The organism is Corynebacterium sp. LK33 (assembly GCF_014334955.1).
Classification (GTDB): domain Bacteria; phylum Actinomycetota; class Actinomycetes; order Mycobacteriales; family Mycobacteriaceae; genus Corynebacterium; species Corynebacterium jeikeium_D.
Map to the genome: position 1 here is coordinate 1 of NZ_PDGU01000005.1, position 18,679 is coordinate 18,679.

At 60.2% G+C, this 18,679-nt stretch carries 16 protein-coding genes; 1 reads left to right on the top strand and 15 read right to left on the bottom strand.

Annotation, left to right across the window (positions count from 1 at the left end; all coding sequences use genetic code 11):
- Positions 1 to 239: 239 nt before the first annotated feature.
- The 15 genes from argH to infC form a co-directional block, all read right to left on the bottom strand.
- The gene (gene argH, locus CRD20_RS00750) at positions 240 to 1,679 is read right to left on the bottom strand and encodes an argininosuccinate lyase (RefSeq protein WP_016422893.1); all 1,440 of its coding nucleotides are present in this window, start codon (positions 1,677 to 1,679) and stop codon (positions 240 to 242) included.
- 45 nt (positions 1,680 to 1,724) lie between these two features.
- Positions 1,725 to 2,924: an argininosuccinate synthase gene (locus CRD20_RS00755; protein ID WP_016422894.1), complete on the bottom strand. Its 1,200-nt coding sequence runs from the start codon at positions 2,922 to 2,924 to the stop codon at positions 1,725 to 1,727.
- Between the two features lie 49 nt (positions 2,925 to 2,973).
- Positions 2,974 to 3,456 (bottom strand): arginine repressor, encoded by a 483-nt coding sequence (locus CRD20_RS00760; protein WP_005511719.1) that lies wholly within the window; start codon positions 3,454 to 3,456, stop codon positions 2,974 to 2,976.
- Between the two features lie 4 nt (positions 3,457 to 3,460).
- Positions 3,461 to 4,402 (bottom strand): ornithine carbamoyltransferase, encoded by a 942-nt coding sequence (argF, locus tag CRD20_RS00765; RefSeq protein WP_016422895.1) that lies wholly within the window; start codon positions 4,400 to 4,402, stop codon positions 3,461 to 3,463.
- Positions 4,403 to 4,408: 6 nt separating this feature from the next.
- On the bottom strand, positions 4,409 to 5,614 hold the full coding sequence (locus CRD20_RS00770; protein WP_187404676.1) for an acetylornithine transaminase: 1,206 nt from the start codon (positions 5,612 to 5,614) through the stop codon (positions 4,409 to 4,411).
- A gap of 56 nt (positions 5,615 to 5,670) precedes the next feature.
- Positions 5,671 to 6,564, bottom strand: coding sequence for an acetylglutamate kinase (argB, locus tag CRD20_RS00775; RefSeq protein WP_187404677.1), 894 nt, complete (start codon positions 6,562 to 6,564; stop codon positions 5,671 to 5,673).
- 21 nt (positions 6,565 to 6,585) lie between these two features.
- Positions 6,586 to 7,794 (bottom strand): bifunctional glutamate N-acetyltransferase/amino-acid acetyltransferase ArgJ, encoded by a 1,209-nt coding sequence (gene argJ, locus CRD20_RS00780; protein ID WP_005511724.1) that lies wholly within the window; start codon positions 7,792 to 7,794, stop codon positions 6,586 to 6,588.
- Complete coding sequence (gene argC, locus CRD20_RS00785; RefSeq protein WP_187404678.1) at positions 7,791 to 8,831, bottom strand: N-acetyl-gamma-glutamyl-phosphate reductase; 1,041 nt, start codon at positions 8,829 to 8,831, stop codon at positions 7,791 to 7,793. Before argC ends, argJ begins: the two co-directional genes overlap by 4 nt.
- A gap of 149 nt (positions 8,832 to 8,980) precedes the next feature.
- Positions 8,981 to 9,820 carry a trypsin-like serine protease gene (locus CRD20_RS00790; RefSeq protein WP_187404679.1) on the bottom strand — a complete coding sequence of 280 codons (840 nt, stop codon included), beginning with the start codon at positions 9,818 to 9,820 and terminating at the stop codon, positions 8,981 to 8,983.
- Between the two features lie 27 nt (positions 9,821 to 9,847).
- The gene (gene pheT, locus CRD20_RS00795) at positions 9,848 to 12,340 is read right to left on the bottom strand and encodes a phenylalanine--tRNA ligase subunit beta (RefSeq protein ID WP_187404680.1); all 2,493 of its coding nucleotides are present in this window, start codon (positions 12,338 to 12,340) and stop codon (positions 9,848 to 9,850) included.
- Between the two features lie 32 nt (positions 12,341 to 12,372).
- Positions 12,373 to 13,422, bottom strand: a complete 1,050-nt coding sequence (pheS, locus tag CRD20_RS00800; protein ID WP_187404681.1) for a phenylalanine--tRNA ligase subunit alpha — start codon at positions 13,420 to 13,422, stop codon at positions 12,373 to 12,375.
- A 98-nt stretch (positions 13,423 to 13,520) separates the two neighbouring features.
- Positions 13,521 to 14,351, bottom strand: a complete 831-nt coding sequence (locus tag CRD20_RS00805) for an RNA methyltransferase (protein ID WP_070858864.1) — start codon at positions 14,349 to 14,351, stop codon at positions 13,521 to 13,523.
- A gap of 184 nt (positions 14,352 to 14,535) precedes the next feature.
- On the bottom strand, positions 14,536 to 14,919 hold the full coding sequence (gene rplT, locus CRD20_RS00810) for a 50S ribosomal protein L20 (RefSeq protein WP_016422904.1): 384 nt from the start codon (positions 14,917 to 14,919) through the stop codon (positions 14,536 to 14,538).
- A 77-nt stretch (positions 14,920 to 14,996) separates the two neighbouring features.
- Positions 14,997 to 15,191, bottom strand: coding sequence for a 50S ribosomal protein L35 (gene rpmI, locus CRD20_RS00815; protein WP_005511726.1), 195 nt, complete (start codon positions 15,189 to 15,191; stop codon positions 14,997 to 14,999).
- A gap of 76 nt (positions 15,192 to 15,267) precedes the next feature.
- Positions 15,268 to 15,819: a translation initiation factor IF-3 gene (infC, locus tag CRD20_RS00820; RefSeq protein ID WP_172954614.1), complete on the bottom strand. Its 552-nt coding sequence runs from the start codon at positions 15,817 to 15,819 to the stop codon at positions 15,268 to 15,270.
- Between the two features lie 412 nt (positions 15,820 to 16,231).
- On the opposite strand from infC, the gene CRD20_RS00825 reads away from it, so the two are divergent.
- Positions 16,232 to 18,679: a DUF2339 domain-containing protein gene (locus CRD20_RS00825; RefSeq protein WP_187404682.1), complete on the top strand. Its 2,448-nt coding sequence runs from the start codon at positions 16,232 to 16,234 to the stop codon at positions 18,677 to 18,679.

An 18,679-nucleotide genomic window follows, 5' to 3' on the forward strand; every position in this document is an offset into this window, starting at 1 on the left:
GCCCGAAAAATGGCCTGAAAGTGTCATAAACTTACACAGTTTCACATTTGCAGCCCGTATTCGCACGTGGAGCCCGTAATTTTTCGGGTTGCCAGTTGTCGGGTCATCAGTTGTCGGGTTGCTGGTTTTTCTACTCTTCCCCCCCCCCGGGCTGTAAAAAATCGGCGTGAGGTCGATTGACCGCACACCGATTAATTAGCCGCGTTAGCTGAGCTAGCAGGTTGCCAGCTTTGCCAGTTTTAGCCGCGAACCGGCTTTTCAGCCCACTGCTTTAGCTCAGTGTTCTTCTCGTCGACACGAGCGAGCTGCTCTGCAACACGGACACCCGCAGTGCCGCCGCGAGTATCGCGGGAAGCGACAGCGCCGTCGATAGTAAGCACTTCACGGACCTTTGGAGTCAGTGCCGGGTGGACACCGGCGAGGTCCTCGTCGGAAAGCTCGTCCAGACCGATACCGCCCTTGGACTCCGCGATGCGGACGCACTGGCCGGATGCCTCGTGAGCGTCGCGGAACGGTACGCCCTCGCGGACCAGCCACTCGGCCAAGTCCGTGGCCAGGGTGTAGCCCGCCGGAGCGAGCTCGCGCAGACGGTCTTCATGGAAGGTCAGCGTTGCCACCAGGCCGGTCAGGGCCGGCAGCAGCAAGGTTAGCTGCTCAACCGAGTCCACCAAAGGCTCCTTGTCCTCCTGGAGGTCACGGTTGTAGGCCAGCGGCTGCGCTTTCAGCGTGGCCATAAGACCAGCGAGGTTACCGATCAGGCGACCGGTCTTACCGCGGGTCAGTTCTGCCACGTCCGGGTTCTTCTTCTGCGGCATGATGGAGGATCCAGTCGACCAGGCATCAGCCAGAGTGACGTAACCGTACTCCGGGGTGGCCCAGTAGATGATTTCCTCTGCCAGGCGAGACATGTCCACGGCAATCTGGGCGAAGACGAATGCCGCCTCAGAGGCGAAGTCACGCGAAGAAGTGCCGTCAATGGAGTTGTCCGTGGCAGAGTCGAAGCCGAGCTCTTCAGCAATGGCTTCCGGATCCAAGTGCAGCGAGGACCCTGCGAGCGCACCAGAACCGTACGGGGACACAGCCAGTCGACGGTCGAGATCGCGGATGCGGTCCAGATCGCGCAGCAGCGGATGCGCGTGAGCCAGCAACTGGTGTGCCAGCAATACCGGCTGCGCTGCCTGGGAGTGGGTCTTGCCCGGCATGATGGCATCCGGATGTGCCTTGGACTGAGCCACCAGGGCGGCAACCAGGTCAGTGACATCCAGTGCAACGCCGCGCACGGCATCGCGCAGCCACATGCGGAACAGAGTTGCCACCTGGTCATTGCGGGAACGACCAGCGCGCAGGCGACCGCCGACCTCCGGGCCGACGCGATCAATCAGACCGCGCTCCATGGCACCGTGGACGTCCTCATCCGTCGGCTCCGGACCAAATTCGCCGGAGGCAACGTCGCGACCGAGCTGATCAAGGCCTTCGATCATGGTGTCAAAGTCGGCATCGCTGAGCAGCCCACGGGCATGCAGCACTCGGGCGTGGGCCTTGGACGCAAGAACGTCGTAAGGCGCGAGCACCCAGTCAAAATGGGTGGACTTGCTCAATGCGGCCATCGCCTCGGACGGGCCACCGGCAAAGCGGCCGCCCCACAGGGAGCCTTCGTTGGTACCGTGCTTTTCGACCATTGTCTTTTCCAATAGGCCTTTCGCTCTAGTCGCTCTGGAGAATCTTTACAGTTTGAAGTCGCGCTTTGCGGCCATCTTCGAGGACAGGCCGTGCAGCTCGACAAAACCGCGAGCCAGGGTCTGGTCGAAGGTGTCGCCCTCGTCGTAGGTAGCCAGGTTGAAGTCGTACAGCGAGGTGTTCGAACGACGACCGTTGACGTTGCAGTGACCTGCGTGCATGACCATGCGGATGTCACCGGAAACGCCCTTCTGGGACTCCTCGATGAAGGCATCCAGCGCGCGCTTCAGCGGCGAGAACCACAGGCCGTCGTAGACCAGGTTGGCCCACTCGCCCTCGACCTGGCGCTTGTAACGAGCCAGCTCACGCTCAACGGTGACGTCCTCGAGCGCTGCGTGTGCGGTCATGATGGCAATTGCGCCCGGAGCCTCGTAGATCTCGCGGGACTTAATTCCGACCAGGCGGTCTTCAACCATGTCCAGACGACCGATGCCCTGAGCACCAGCGCGGCGGTTCATCTCTTCGATGGCCTCAAGCACGGAAACCTTCTTGCCGTCGATGGCAGTCGGCTTACCGTCCTCGAAGGAGATGATGACCTCGTCCGGGGAGCTGAAGTTCAGGGTCGGATCCTCGGTGTACGCGTAGACATCCTTGGTCGGTGCGTTCCACAGGTCCTCCAGGTAGCCGGTCTCAATGGCGCGACCGAAGAGGTTCTGGTCAATGGAGAACGGAGAGGACTTGGACTGCTCAATTGGCAGACCCTTCTCCTCAGCGAAGGCAATAGCCTTGTCGCGGGTCCAAGCGAAGTCACGAGCCGGTGCAATAATCTTCAGATCCGGGGCGGTGTTGGCGAAACCAACCTCGAAACGGACCTGGTCATTGCCCTTACCGGTGCAGCCGTGTGCGACGTGAGTGCCACCGAACTCCTCTGCGGCCTTCGCCATGTGCTTAACAATCAGCGGGCGAGACAGTGCAGAAACCAGCGGGTACTGCTTCATGTAGAGACCATTGGCCTTAATGGTCGGCAGGCAGTACTCCTCGGCGAACTCGTCCTTAGCGTCGACAACGACAGCTTCGACAGCGCCGGCGTCCAGAGCGCGCTGACGCACGGACTCCATGTCCTCGCCGCCCTGTCCGACATCGATGGAAACTGCGACGACCTCGCCGTCGGTCATTTCCTTGAGGTACGGAATAGCAACGGTGGTGTCGAGGCCACCAGAGTAAGCAAGAATAACCCGGTTGGTCATAGGGTAAGCGCTCCTTTAATCGGTGCTTTAAAGCATTTCGTGGAATAGTTTACTGGTTCGTTCCGGCGGCTAGACGCTGGGCTAGGTCAGCGCCGGAAAGTGGTTCTCTAGCCAGGCACATTACGGTGTCATCTCCCGCAATTGTGCCAACGATTTCTTTGAGTCCCGCACGGTCAATCACACTGGCTAGATACTGTGCGGCTCCCGGTGGTGTACGCACAACCGCGATGGTGCCCGAATGATCAATAGAGACCAGCAGCTCGTCTAAAACGCGCCGCATCCTGGCCACTGCCCCGCTGGAGACAGCGAGTGCATCTTCGACGATGGAATACCGCGAACCGTTGGCTCCATCGCGAATCTTTCGGGCTCCCAGCTCATCGAGGTCTCTGGACAACGTCGCCTGCGCAATCTCAATGCCTTCGTCGGCAAGCAGCTCGACGAGCTGAACCTGACTGGACACGTGATGCTGCGCCAGCAGGTCAGCGATGCGCGTCTGCCGAGCTGTGCGAGATCCTGGTTGTGCTGCGGTCATGACCTTACTGCCTCTCCACCAGCCAGGTCAGCAACGCCTTCTGAGCGTGCATGCGGTTTTCCGCCTCGTCGAAGACTACCGACTGCGGGCCATCGATGACCTCGGCAGTAACTTCGTTGCCACGGTATGCCGGCAGGCAGTGCAGGAAGATGGCATCCTCATTTGCCTTGGCCATCAGCTCAGCGTTGACCTGGTACGGCAGGAACGGAGTACGCCGATCCAGGCCGTCGTTCTCCTGACCCATGCTGACCCAGGTATCGGTGATGACAACGTCAGCACCGGCAATGGCCTCATCGACGTCCGCGGTCACGGACACGGCCGCACCGGTCTGCTCCGCGACCTTCTTGGCACGGTCGACGTAGACCTGCTCCGGCTGGAAGTCCTCCGGTGCACAGATGGTGACGTCCAGACCTGCGGTGGCGAAGCCCACGAGGTAGGAGTTGGCCATGTTGTTGGCACCATCGCCGAAGTACACAGCCTTCTTGCCACGCAGTCCCGTCTGGCCTTCCTCCGGGCACTTGTGCTCGATGATGGTCTGTAGGTCAGCGAGAATCTGGCACGGGTGGAACTCGTCGGAAAGCGCGTTGACAATCGGCACCGTCGCGGTTTCAGACATGGCTTCCAAACCGGACTGCGCGTAGGTGCGCCAGACGATTGCCGAGACAAAGCGGCTGAGCACAGCAGCGGTGTCCTGGTAGGTTTCGCCCTTGCCCATCTGCGAGTTTCCGGTTTCGACCACAATCGCGTTGCCGCCCAGAGCCGCAATACCAGCGTCGAAGGAGAAACGGGTACGAGTCGATGTCTTGTCGAACAGCACCGCAACCGACTGTGGCCCTTCAAACGGACGGCGGGAGTACGGCGCTGCCTTCAGCTCTGCAGCCAACTGCAGCACCTCAGCCTGCTCCTGTGGAGTCAGGTCATCATCGGCGAGAAAATGACGGAGCATCAGTTCCTAATTCCTTCCATTGTTGGCGACAGCCTCGGCGGCGTCGTTCAGGCAGGCATCAATCAACTCGACGGCACGGTTGACTTCCTCATCGCTGAGGTTCAACGGCGGCACAATACGCAGCACATTCGCCTGCGGAGCGTTCAGAATGACACCACGCTCATAACCGGCGTTAACCGCTTCTTTCGCCAGGTTCTCGCGCAGCACCAGTCCAAGCATGAAGCCGCGACCACGCACGTGATCGACATGGCTTAACGACGCGAGCTTGCGAGCCAGGACCTTGCCCTTCTCGGTGACTCGATTGAGCAGCTTTTCTTCTTCCAGCGTCTCGATGACGGCCAGGCCGGCAGCGGCACAGACCGGATTGCCACCAAAGGTGGTGCCGTGCGCACCAGGAGTAAACAGTTCCGCTGCGCGGCCGTTGGCGATGACAGCACCGAGCGGTAGGCCGCCGCCGAGGCCCTTGGCCAGGGTCATAACGTCCGGCACGATGCCATCGTGCTGGTGGGCAAACCACTGGCCGGTACGGCCGATGCCGGTCTGTACTTCGTCGACAATCATGAGAACGTCGAAGCGCTTGGTCAGTTCGCGGACGGCAGCGAGGTATCCCTCTGGCGGTGCGACCACACCGGTCTCACCCTGAATTGGTTCCAGAATCACCGCAGCGACACCCAACGGATCGGATTCGATGGTCTTGGTGAGGAAGTCAATGTCACCGTACGGCACGAACTCGACTCCACCCGGCATCGGTTCGAACGGGGTGCGCTTGTCCGGCTGACCGGTCATGGCAAGTGCGCCCATGGTGCGGCCATGGAACCCATGGTGGGTCGCGATAATGCGATTGCGTCCCGTCAACCGCGCCAGCTTGAACGCGGCCTCATTGGCCTCGGTGCCGGAATTGCAGAACATAATCCGGGTGTCATCAGTGTCCCAGCCAGTGAGCTCAATGAGCTTCTCGCCCAGTGCCAGCGGCGGCTCAGAGGCGAAGATGTTGGACACGTGCCCCATCGTGGAAATCTGCTTGGACACAGCTTCCACGATTGCCGGATGTGCGTGACCCAACGCGTTGACTGCAATACCGGCGAGCAGGTCCAGGTATTCCTTGCCCTCGGAATCCGTGACAATAGCGCCCTTACCCTGCACAAGCTCAATGCGCGGCGTGCCGTAATTGTTCATCATCGTGTGTTGCCACTGCTGCTTGAAGTCGCTCATGTCGTCTTTCGACCTGCCTAACGTGTGTAGCTAAATTCTTGTCAGTCTTTTCTGCCTTATCCGGGCTCTACCATTGTGCCGATACCGCCGGAAGTCATCAGCTCCAGCAGCACCGAGTGCGGCTGGCGGCCGTCGATAACGTGGGCCGCAGGCACTCCCTGATCCACTGCGTTCAGGCAGGACTCCATCTTCGGAATCATTCCGGAATCCAGCGTCGGAAGGATTTCTCGCAGATGAGAAGTGGAAATCCTTGACACCAGCGAATCGCGGTTCGGCCAATCCGTGTAGAGACCCTCGACATTAGTCAGAATCACCAAACGGTTCGCGTTAATTGCCGATGCCAGTGCACCTGCTGCCGTGTCGGCGTTGATGTTGTAGACCTCTTTGCCATCAGCGGACGGCGCAATCGTAGAGACCACCGGAATACGTCCGGCATCAATCAGATCCAATAGCGTTTCCGAGTGCACCTCGGTGATATTGCCAACCAGCCCGATATCTGTCTCCTTGCCACCGACATTTACCGTGCGTCGGGTACCAGTGAACAGTCCACCGTCCTCACCAGAGGTACCCACTGCATATGGGCCGTAGGCGTTGATGAGGTTCACCAGTTCGCGGCCGACCTGCCCGAAGAGCACCATGCGGACAATTTCCATGATCTCCGGAGTCGTGACACGGAAACCGCCTCGGAACTCTCCCTCCAGCCCCAGGCGCTTGAGCATCGACGAAATCTGAGGGCCGCCACCGTGGACAACCACCGGCTTCACACCCACGGTGCGCAGAAAAACCATGTCCTGCGCGAAGGCCTTCTTCAGTTTCAGGTCGGTCATCGCGTTACCGCCGTACTTGACCACCACAATCTTGTCGCGGTGGTGCTGCAGCCACGGTAGTGCTTCCGCCAGCACATGTGCCCGCTGTTCGAAGGACAGCCCTTCGGTCAACTGGTGAACCATTGCAGAGTCTCCTCAAAACCTTTACGACGAATAAGCCGAGTTGATGTGAACGTAGTCGTGGGAAAGGTCAGTCGTACGAATCGTGGCCTCTTCCGGATTACCAGTACCGAGGTCAACCTCAACGGCAATGTCCTTGCCGGAGAGATCCACTTCACGTGCATCTGGCGTGCCACCGGTATCGCGACAGACTACGTGACCATTGAAGGAAACCGTGATGTGCTCCGGATCCATATCCACCGGCGCAGTGCCGACAGCCGCCAGCACACGACCCCAGTTCGGGTCCGAACCGAACATCGCACACTTGAAGAGGTTGTCGCGGCCGATAATTCGAGCAGCTACCAGGGCATCTTCCGCGCCACCGGTGCCACGCACGGTCACGGACACACGCTTGGTCACGCCTTCGGCGTCCGACTGCATCTGGCGTGCGATGGAATCACACACACTGAGCACTGCCTGGTCGAGCTCCTCCTGCGAGGGTTTCACACCAGAGGCACCGTTGGCCAAAATGATGACGGTGTCATTGGTGGATGTGGAGCCATCAATATCTAGGCGGTTAAACGTAACCTCGCTAGCTTTGGCAATAGCCTCGTGCGCCATTTCTGCGCTTACCGACGCATCCGTCGTAATCACACCGAGCATCGTGGCCATCGACGGGCTAATCATGCCAACACCCTTGCCCATGGCACCGACAGTGAATCCGTCACCATGCGCAACGGCCTGCTTTGCCACCAAGTCAGTGGTCAAGATGGCTTCTGCTGCAGCCGTACCTGCGGCGGCATCGCTGCCCAGATTCTCACAAAGCTTCGGCACACCTGCCAGCACAATGTCCATCGGCAACCGGTCACCAATCAAGCCGGTGGAGCAGGTACCAATCTCGGTTACATCGACGCCGAGCTCATCTGCGACCTTCTGGCAGACTTCGAGGGCGTCGGCAATACCCGGCTGACCATTGCAGGCGTTGGCATTGCCCGAGTTCAGCACCACAGCTGACAGCTTGCCGTCAGCGATGTGCTTCTTGGATACCGTCACCGGCGCAGCCTGGACACGGTTGGTGGTAAAGACAGCCGCGGCAGTCTTCTCCGGCCCCTGGTTTACGATGAGCGCCATGTCCGGGTTTCCGCTGACCTTGATGCCTGCAATGACACCACTGGCCGCGAACCCCTGAGGTGCGCATACGCCGCCTTCGTCACCAGCGACGTTGACGAGACCTTCTTTTTCTTCCTTCATCATGGGGCAACTCCTACCAGTGGAAGTCCTGCAGTTTCATTCTGTCCAGTAACCAAATTCATGCACTGAACTGCGGCACCACCGGTGCCCTTTGTCAGATTGTCAATCGCCGAGGTCAACACTAGACGCTTGGCGCGTTCATCTACCTCAACCTGAATCTGAACCAAGTTAGAGCCAATTACCGACTGAGTCTGCGGCTGCAGCCCTTCGGCCAACACCTGCACAAACGGCTCATCCTTGTAGAACTCGAGGTAGGTCTCCCGTGCGGCTGCCTCCGTCACCCCGTCGACAAGCGGGGCGGTGATGGTGGTGAGAATGCCGCGTGACGTTGGGGCGAGCACCGGTGTGAAGCTAACGGTGAGATCCTCTGCGTACGGCTTGAGGTTTTGCAGGAATTCTGCGATGTGGCGGTGCTTGCCCGCAGTGTTGTAGGCGCGGAGATTGCCCATAACCTCGGACCCGAGCAGGGGCACAGCTGCCTTCTTGCCCGCACCGGAGGTACCGGTGACGGAAACAACGGACAGCTCCGGCTTGACCAGCCCCTTTGCAACTGCTGGCAGTGCCGTAATAGTACCGCCAGTGGGGAAACAACCCGGCACAGCAATACGCTTGGAAGCAGCCACTACTTCCCTGTTGCCCGGCAGCTCTGGAATACCGTAAGTCCAGGTACCGGCGTGCTCCGAGCCGTAGTAGTGCTCCCACTCAGCGGCATCCTGCAGGCGGAAATCCGCGCCGCAGTCAATAATCACCGTGTCATCGCCCAACTGCTCTGCAATCGCAGCCGAATGACCGTGGGGCAGGCCGAGGAACACCACGTCATGCCCGGCGAGTGTGTCACCATTAGTCGGCTCAATACGGCGGTCAGCCAAAGGTGCCACATGAGGCATAATGTCGCCCACACGAGCACCCGCGTTGGATGCTCCCGTTAGTGCGCCGATGGTCAGTTCGCCGGAAAGATACGCCGGGTGCGACAACAGGAGGCGGAGGATCTCTCCTCCTGCGTAACCGGTCGCACCGGCAATGGCAACGGAAATACTCATGCCAAACATTCAACACTTTTATTCACTGTGTTGCAAGATATTCATAGAATTCGTTGTCAAAGTGCTGGAACTCTACCGATGTGACTGGAGTGAATTATGAATATAACGCCGTCATCGGTACATACATCGCGTCCGCCGAGCACGGCAGATTACTCAACGAACGCGACGCTTGGCTCCTGCCTCATCACGCCATCTGCCCACTGCGCCACCGATGACGTCGTGGTGTAGAGATAGTAACCCGACTCCTCCGGTGCCACGCTGCCATCAAAAGCCACCGCGCCCGAGAACACCGCCGCTAGCTGGCCGTCGATAAAGAGCGGTCCGCCCGAATCGCCTACCTGCAACGCCGCGGGGCGCTCCATGCGCGCCAACACCGAGTCTTCCCGCACGCACTGTTGAAACTTCACCGGACACATCGAAGCGGTGACGGTCGCCGACGGCAGCGTGCCGTCCGCAACATCGCCGAGCAGCGAGCGTCCATAGACCGTGCCTGCCGTTTCTTGCTCCGAAAACGCTTGACGACGTTCCATTGCGGGATACCCCGGAAGAGCTGCGTCGCCCGCAAGGTGAACAAGCGCTACGTCACCGGTGGGCGCAATTTCCCAGCTATCGATAGGAACACGGTGGGAATCCTGACCGAAACCGACCTCTACTTCCCCAGCCTGCTGCGGGACATCACGCACGCAGTGGGCGGCGGTCATTACCCACTGCGGGGCGATTGCAGTTCCCGTGCAAAAGTTTCCGGTATGGGGACTGGTCTGGACCATGATTGACACCACGGAGTCCGCCGCCACACTAGGCGCAGCAGCCTCCCCGCCAACCAGCGCAGCCGCACTCGGCGCGCCGGTGAGCAACAGACCTGCCGTGACAGCAGCTGCAGCCACAGTCGCCGCAGGCTTCGCGCTGCTCACCGCGCGCACTCCAACGCGCTGCTCTCGTGCCTCTGCGCTATTCAGCCTGTTGCCGCGGTGCCGCAAGATGCCAATCATGGGTATCTCTCCCTGTGGTCTCCCCTTTTAGCCACGCAGCTGAGCGCCGTGACGGGTAGTGGCCAGCTCAATGGCCGCCTCGCGAGCCGCGGAAGCTTCCTCTTCCTTCAGCGTACGGTCCGGCGCGCGGAAACGCAGGGAGTACGCCAGTGAACGAACGCCTTCGCCCATCTGCTCGGAACGGTAAACATCGAAGATACGAATGGATTCGAGGAGCTCACCGGCACCCTCCACCAGAGTCTTCTCCACTTCTGCAGCGGAGACCTCATCGCTGACAACAAGCGCGACGTCCTGGTGGACAGCCGGGAACGGGCTGAGTACCGGCGCCGGCAGATGCCCAGTAACTGGCAACGCATCGAGATTAATCTCCATCGCGCAGGTGCGCTCCGGCAGACCAGCATCCTTGCATACCTTCGGGTGCAGCTCACCGGCGTGGCCGACGACCTCGCCGTCGACAAGCAGCTCAGCGCAGCGGCCCGGGTGCCACGGCAGCACCTCAGCATTGCGAATCTCCAGCTCGACATTGGCAGCGCGGGCAACAATGCGCGCGGCTTCGATGGCGTCCGCGACGGTGTACGCGGCCTCGTCACCCCACGGGCTATCCAGGCGGATACGACCGCAGGCGACAGTGGCGACGTGCAGCGGCTGCTCCGGCAGCGAGTCCAGCAGCTCGGCGCGCTCGGCCTCGCTCGGCAAGTCGGCAGTCGACGGCATCGGCGAGACACCGTTGCCACGCTCGATGGATACCTGCTCCACACCGTAGAGCGACAGGTCGACCTGGCCGCGAGCAACATTGCGCTTCAGCGATTCAAGCATGGACGGCAGCAGAGTCGTGCCCAGCTGAGCGTGGTCGGACTCCAACGGGTTGATGACCTTGACGGTGTTACGACGCGGGTCATCAGCGTCCAGGCCCCAGACGTCGAAGACATCGTTGGCAATGAACGGTGTCGGCAGAATCTCCAGGTAGCCATTGTGAGCCAGCGCGTGACCGACGAAGCGGCGGCGCAGCTGACGCTCGGTCAGACCGCGACCGGCCGGGGCGATTGGGAGGATAACCGGAATGTCTTCCAGGCCTTCCAGACGCAGGATTTCCTCAACCAGGTCAGCGGACATGGTCAGGTCCGAGCGCCAGGTCGGCGGAGTGACAGCCAGGCGGTCACCGTTGTCGACCACCTCGCAACCGACCTCGCGCAGGCGACCAATGACGGTCTCACGCGGGTAATCAACGCCCGCAACTTCGCTGGCGCGGTTGACGGCAAAGTCAATAGTCGGCATGGTGGCAACCTCACCGAGCAGGGTGCGACCAGTGTCGATAGTGCCGCCGGCGATGTCAGCGAGCAGCTGGCAGGCCAGATCCAGAGCCGGCTCGACCAGAGCGGTGTCCACGCCGCGCTCGAAACGTCGTGAAGCCTCGGAGCTCAGCTTGTGGCGGCGACCACTGCGGAAGACATGCAGCGGCGACCAGTTGGCGGCCTCGAAGACAACATCGGTGGTGTCGTCGGCGATCTCGGAGGTGAGACCACCCATGATGCCGGCCAGCGACTGAATACCATTGTCGTCGCAGATGACAACGTCTGCCGGGTCGAGCTTGCGGTCCACGTGGTCGAGGGTGGTCAGAGTCTCGCCGGCCTTAGCGTTGCGGATGTGCAGGCCACCAGCGATCTTGGAACCATCGAAAGCGTGCATCGGCTGACCGAGCAGCAGCATCACGTAGTTGGTGACGTCCGTGGCCACGTTGACCGGACGCTGACCAGCCAGCAGCAGGCGGCGGCGCATCCACCACGGGGTCTCGGCGTTCGGGTCGATGCCGGTGACACGGCGCAGACCAAAGCGGCGGGTGTCGGTGTCCTCGTCGATGGTGACGTTCAGGATCTCACCTTCGACCGGCAGCTCCTTGACCTTGGCCGGATCGGCGAAGTCGAGGTTGAAGGCGGAGCAGATCTCGCGGCCCAAACCGCGGGCCGACAGCGCGTAACCGCGGTCCGGAGTGATGTTGACCTCGAACTTCTCGTCATCGAGACCGATGAACTCCTTGGCGCACGAACCCAGCTCAGCCGGGGCCGACGGCAGCCTGAGAATACCGGCGGAGGAATCGGTCATGCCCAGCTCAGCTTCGGAGCAGAGCATGCCGTTGGAAACCTTGCCGTAAGTCTTCCGTGCGGAAATTTCGAACCCACCCGGCAGCACGCAGCCCGGCAGCGCGACGACGACAATGGAGCCCTCTTCGAAGTTGCGGGCACCACAAATAATCTCCTGCAGCTCGCCGGTGCCATTGGCATCACCGACATTGACCTGACAGAAGCGAATTGGCTTCTTGAAGCCCTCGAGCTCCTCAATGTGGTCGACGCGGCCGAAAACCAGCGGCCCCTCGACCTTCTCCAGCGGCTCGTGCCCCTCGGTTTCAAAACCAACGCGGACAAAGCCCTCATCCAGCTCGTCCGGAGTGACAGACCAGTCCGGGTTGATGGTGTTCTCTGGGCCGCGAACGATTTCAGTGACCCACGACTGTGGAATGAACATGTAAGTAAAACTCCTATCTGTAGGTCAGTGAATTAGCCGCGGATACCGAACGGCTGCGTGAAGCGGACGTCGCCTTCGACCATGTCGCGCATGTCGGTCAGGCCATTGCGGAACTGCAGGGTGCGCTCCAGACCCATGCCGAACGCGGAGCCCGAGTACACCTCCGGGTCAATACCAGAGGCACGCAGCACGTTCGGGTTGACCATGCCGCAGCCGCCCCACTCAATCCAGCCTGCGCCGCCCTTCTTGTTCGGGAACCAGACGTCGACCTCAGCGGACGGCTCCGTGAACGGGAAGTAGTTAGTGCGCATGCGGGTCTTGGTCTCCGGACCGAACAGCGCCTTTGCCATGTGATCCAGCGTGCCGCGCAGGTGCCCCATGGTCAGCCCCTTGTCCACAGCGAGTCCCTCCACCTGGTGGAAGACCGGGGTGTGGGTGGCGTCGAGCTCATCGGTGCGGAAGGTACGGCCCGGGCAGATAACGTAAATCGGCAGGTCACGTGACTGCAGAGTACGAACCTGAACTGGCGAGGTGTGCGTACGCAGCACCTGCTTGGACCCTTCCGGCGCAATGTGGAAAGTATCCTGCAGAGTACGAGCCGGGTGATCCGGCAGGAAGTTCAGTGCGTCAAAGTTGAAGTACTCGGCTTCGACCTCCGGGCCCTCGGCAACTTCCCAGCCCATGCCCACAAAGATGTCACCGATCTGCTCGGACAGAATGGTAATTGGATGCATGCCGCCGCGCTGGCCCCGCGTGGTGTCCACCGACACGTCGATACGCTCCGCGACCAGACGGCGCGCGTTTTCCTCTTCCTCCAGCACGGCAAGACGCTCTGCATAGTGCTTTTCGACGGCTCCGCGAACAACGTTTACGCGACGACCAGCATCCTTGCGCTCAGCCTTCGGAATGGAGCCCAGCGCGCGGCGAGCCTGCGGAATGTAGCCTTCATCCCCCAAGTGCTCACGGCGGGCGGCAGAAAGCTCATCCAGGTTGCCGGCAGCATCAAAGGCATCCGTGGCCTTCTGCGCAGCCGCCTGGAGGGCGTCCTCGGAAAGATCGATAGGATTTGGCGAATCGCTCACGTGTCAACCACTTCTATATAGGACTATCAGTTCTTGTGATGGAACAATCATAGTCGAGGATAACTGCACACGTGCATGCACCTCACCATCGAGGTTTCCTACTTACCCCGGACCGTCTCCCACAGACACATGGCCGCTGCGGTGGCGAGGTTCAACGACTCTGCCTCGCCCTTAATCGGGATGGACACACTTGCCCCCGCCGAGGCCGTAATCTCCTCCGACAGGCCATGGGCTTCGTTGCCGAAAAGCCAGGCGACGGGACCATCGGGAAGCGCATCAACGCCGAGCGTGAGAGCGCCATCCATCGCCGTGGCGAGGGTGGTAAAGCCCGCTTCCCTAACTTTCTCCATAACGACGTCAATATCGCGCTCGCGTGCGACAGGGGTATGAAAAACAGAACCTGCCGAGGAACGCACGGCCTTAGAATTCAACGGGTCAACCGAATCGCCAGCAAGGATAACCGCGCCAGCGCCGAGAGCATCAGTCATACGCACAATCGTGCCGACATTACCCGGGTCATTGCACTCCACCGGAATCACCAAACAGCCGGACTGCTTTCCAACCTCAATGGCCTCTTCCAACGAAGTGGACACCGCATTGGTGTCGCAGACGGCGAAGAGTCCGGTGGTGGTGACAGTTTCGCTCAAAGAGCGGGCAGCGGAGTCGTCGATAAGCGAAACAGACTTACGCTGCGTCCCAGATTCGAGATACCCCGTGAGCAGCTCTCGGAACTGCTCGGCGGCAGCAGCGGTGACGAAGATTTCCACGACAGCCTCTGCGCGGATAGCTGCATCGACGGAATTGAAGCCCTCAATGAGGAAGCGACCGGCCTTCTTCCGCTTGGCCGCACGGTGGAGCTGAATAGCCGCCGAGACTCGCGGAGTGCGAGGAGTAAACGGCTCGTCGTTGAAGTACAGCGCAGAGTTCATAATGATTAATCCTAGTGATGCGGCTCGGGATTCATAACCGCCAGCAAGCCAGTGCGGATACGAAAAACCACCGCCGAGGTTATTCGTTAACCCAATCGACGGTGGTTTTTCAAAGATGTTGGCAGGCGCACTGCCAGTAAGCAGACGCTTGCCGACGCTACGTACGAGTTACCTCGTAGCTGCTTTACTTAGCAGCAGGAGCGTTGACGTCCTCCGGCAGAGCGTCCTTAGCGACCTTGACCAGAGCAGCGAATGCCTGCGGGTCGTTGACAGCCATCTCAGCCAGGTTCTTACGGTCAACCTCAACGCCAGCCAGGTTTAGGCCCTGGACGAAGCGGTTGTAGGTGATGTCGTTAGCGCGGGCAGCAGCGTTGATGCGCTGAATCCACAGACGACGGAACTGACCCTTACGGTGGCGGCGATCGCGGAACTCGTAGGTCTTGGAGTGGAGCATCTGCTCCTTGGCCTTGCGGTACAGGCGGGAGCGCTGACCACGGTAGCCCTTTGCGGAATCGAGAACTTCGCGACGCTTCTTCTTAGCGTTAACAGACCGCTTCACACGTGCCACGGTGATACTTCCTTTTCGTTGTCTTTAAGAACTAGTGAAATTAAGAGGGCGATTGCCCTGGGACGAGGCTTGAAAAATTAAGCCTTGCCCAGCAGACGCTTGACGCGCTTGACGTCCGACTTAGCAACGTCCGTGGTGCCCTTCAGGCGACGGGTACGAGTGGACGGCTTGCCCTCCAGGAGGTGGCGGCGGTTAGCCTGCTCGCGGCGCAGCTTGCCGGAACCGGTAACCTTGATGCGCTTTGCGGTGCCCTTGTGGGTCTTCTGCTTCATGTTAAAACTCTCCCCTACCGATCTTTGACGCTCGTGGCGCAAAAATCTCGTTTACAACCATTTCTGGTCAGGTCGGTTACTTCTTACCCTTATTCCGAACCGGCCCCAGGACCATAGTCATGTTGCGACCGTCCTGCTTCGGGCGAGACTCGACAATGCCGTACTCTTCGACATCGGCGGCCAGACGCTCCAACAGGCGGAATCCCAGTTCTGGACGAGACTGTTCACGGCCACGGAACATAATCGTGACCTTGACCTTCGAACCCTTCTCCAAGAAACGAACAACGTTGTTCTTCTTGGTTTCGTAGTCGTGGTCATCAATCTTCGGACGGAACTTCTGCTCCTTGACCACAGTCTGCTGCTGGTTCTTTCGAGCCTCGCGTGCCTTCTGGGCTTGTTCGTACTTGAACTTGCCGTAGTCCATAATCTTGGCGACCGGCGGCTTTGCTCGCGGAGCAACCTCAACCAGGTCAAGGTCTGCTTCGTAAGCGAGCTTGAGTGCGTCACCGGTGCGGACAACGCCCACCTGCTCACCATTCGGTCCTACAAGGCGGACTTCCGGTACTCGAATATCCTCGTTAATACGAGCTTCAGCGCTGATGTGGCCTCCTAGGTTGAACCTGAACAATCTTCGTTTCAAACCGCGATAGCAAGCGGGAAAGGAAGAAAAGCCACGCGTCTACAGCGGATTACTACACACTGTATAAGGACGCCTTCCAATCGTGCGATGTGACATCACCGATTAGGGTGGACCCCGGCGCTACCGTAATTCTTTGGCGCACCTAGGGTGGGACTTAAATCCTCTTCGCTGCCGAATGCAACTAAATGCTCCCCGAAGGCAGCAAGCATCGCATTCTGGCGGTCGTAGACGAGATGTTAACACAGCTGTTCTCGCATACCAAAACCGGCTCTCACTCCGGGTTATTCACCATCGGTACCCGACGCGATACCAAGCGTCAAAAAAAGTGCAATCCGAATTGTAATCAGATTGGTAGATTCTCTCCATAGTTTTTAGGCCAAACACGATTAAAGTCGTCACCATGAATACTGGCTCCAACGGCTTTGGCCCTAAAGCCGAGAACACCAATCCTAATCAGCATTCCGCCCGATACGGCAAGCCACCGACCGGCGATTTTGTCCTGACCGGCGACTCCGTCTCAGAGCTTTCCCATGCTCTGGCAGATCTCGAGGCTAGCTCGCTTCGGCTGGCTCAGCTCACCCGTACTTGGCAGGTACGCCTTTCCCAGGCAAGCGAGCACGCGCCGACCGTACCGCGCTCGCCTCAAACTATGGGCACGGAATCTGCGCCAGCACCCCAAGGGGCTCCTCAGCACAATCCGCAACCGCCGCCAGCGCCCAGTCCACCACTAGAGCAGGCGCCTCCTCCCCGTTGGGCACCGCAGGCTGAGCAGACACTGACCACACCGCAGTATCCCCAGCAGCCTCAGCAGATGCAGGTGCCATCACCGCCAACACAAGCGGACTGGCGGAATCAACCAGCTCCCCTGCCACAGAGCGACGCAGCTGCGCAGCCGATGTTTGGCTTCCCCTCTGCCCACCAATGGCGGCGGGATTCAAAGTCACCACAGTCTTCTCCCTCGTCACAGTCTTCTCCCACAGACTCCACCCCGCCACCGAAGCTGCCAGAGGCATCGCGCGAACCTCGCGAGCCCTGGTGGCGCAACGAGAAGGCAATCATCAGAATCATCGCCATCTTCGGTGGTCTCATCACCGCTGCCGGTATCGCGTTTTTCGTCGCGGTCGCAATCCAATCCGGCCTGATTGGACCGGCCGGTCGTGTGATCCTGGCTTACTTGTTGGCCGCCGTGCTCGCGGTCGCGGCTGTGCGAGCGCACCGTCGTCAAGCACCGCCTGCTGGTGTGACGGCGTTGATTGCGACATCACTAGCCGCTGCGCACCTGACAACGATGTCGATGTCCTACCTCCTCGACTGGATTCCGGTGGCAGCGACGCTGGTCATCATGTTGCCTTTCGCCGCAGTCGGTCTATACGGCGCGCGGTGGACGAAGTCGAGTGCAACCGCGGCGTGGACAATCACAATCAACACCGGATTAATGCTGTGGGCGACGATCGGCCTCAACTTCCACGCCCGCCCGCTGAGCTCCTCGCTCGCGCAAATCCCCCTTCAACTGATGGTCATCGCCGCTATCGTCTGCCTCCTGAACGTCCCCTTCCGGAAGTACGTAGTCGCATTCCTGCTCGGCGCAAACGTTCTCATCGGCGTAATCACGACCAACAATGCACTGGTGATGCCCGCAATCGCCGCACTCACCATTGCCCTTTTCGCGTTTGCCCAGTTCGGCCCGCTGGCGATGGCTCGCCAACTCACTCCCGAGCTTGACGACGAGCCTTCGGAAACCAGCACCTGGGAAGACGATCTGGTCACCATCACGTCAGTAGTTGCCTTCTCGACTCCGGTTGTAGCTGCAGTCCCCACCATCAACGCCGCACAGTCCACCTCCAGCCTCTGGTTGCTGCTCTACGGCGGATTCGTGCTGTTCATCGCAATTGCTGCAGTATTCCTTTGGAACCGTGCCATCTTCCGCTATCTCGCCCCATTGGCCTTGGCCACGGCAATTCTGCCCTGGCTAGCGCTCGCGGTGGCAGGCCCAGAAAGGAGCTCAGGAGCCGATACTGGACCCCACACTTGGGGTCTCATCCCAATCTCCATCGGTGCCGCGCTCTTTGTCTGGGCGCTGGCCACAGCACCGAAGCACGGCGCGATTGGCGCACGACTACAGGCTCCTGAACCAACCCGGGATGCCGTGGCACCATATACAAAGATTGCGGCACTGACCTGGCTGCTCGGCGCAACGGTAGTACACCTCTACATCCTGCCCGCAGCGTTGAATGCCGGTGCTGCGGCTGGCTACTCGGCAACGTGGGCAGAAATGCTTTCGCTGTTGTTCCTGCTGTGCGCCGACGTCGGCCTGGCCGTGACGGCAGCGAGGTCGCAGCTACCGCCAGCTTTTGCACTGATTGGCCTGGCTGCACTGGGTATGCCATTTATCGTGCTGCTCACGACTATTGGCGTGAGCTTCAGCGCCGCACACATGTTGCTGAGTATTTTCTGGGCCACGATTGCCGGCATGCTGGTGCTATCGAAGAGGTTCCACCACATTCCGGCGCGACTGGCAGCGGGTTTGACGATTGCGGCGCTGTCTATCGTCAAGCTGATCTTCTACGACATGGCCACGCTCGATGGCGTTATCCGCGCCTTGGCGTTCCTCGGCTGTGGTCTGATTCTGCTGGCCATGGCGGTCTCCGGGGCGAAGCAGAAGAGTGCCGAGGAGCCGGCGGCACCGGACCGTGACGGCACCGCCAGCGATACTGACGCTGCCGACGCTGCTGCCGACGCTGCCGGTGCGAGCGGCGCAGCAGATGCCGACCCCGCTGCTGACAGAATGGAAGGCATCACCCGCACCGACGGTCCTGGAATTTCCGACGGAAACGAGCCGACTACCTAA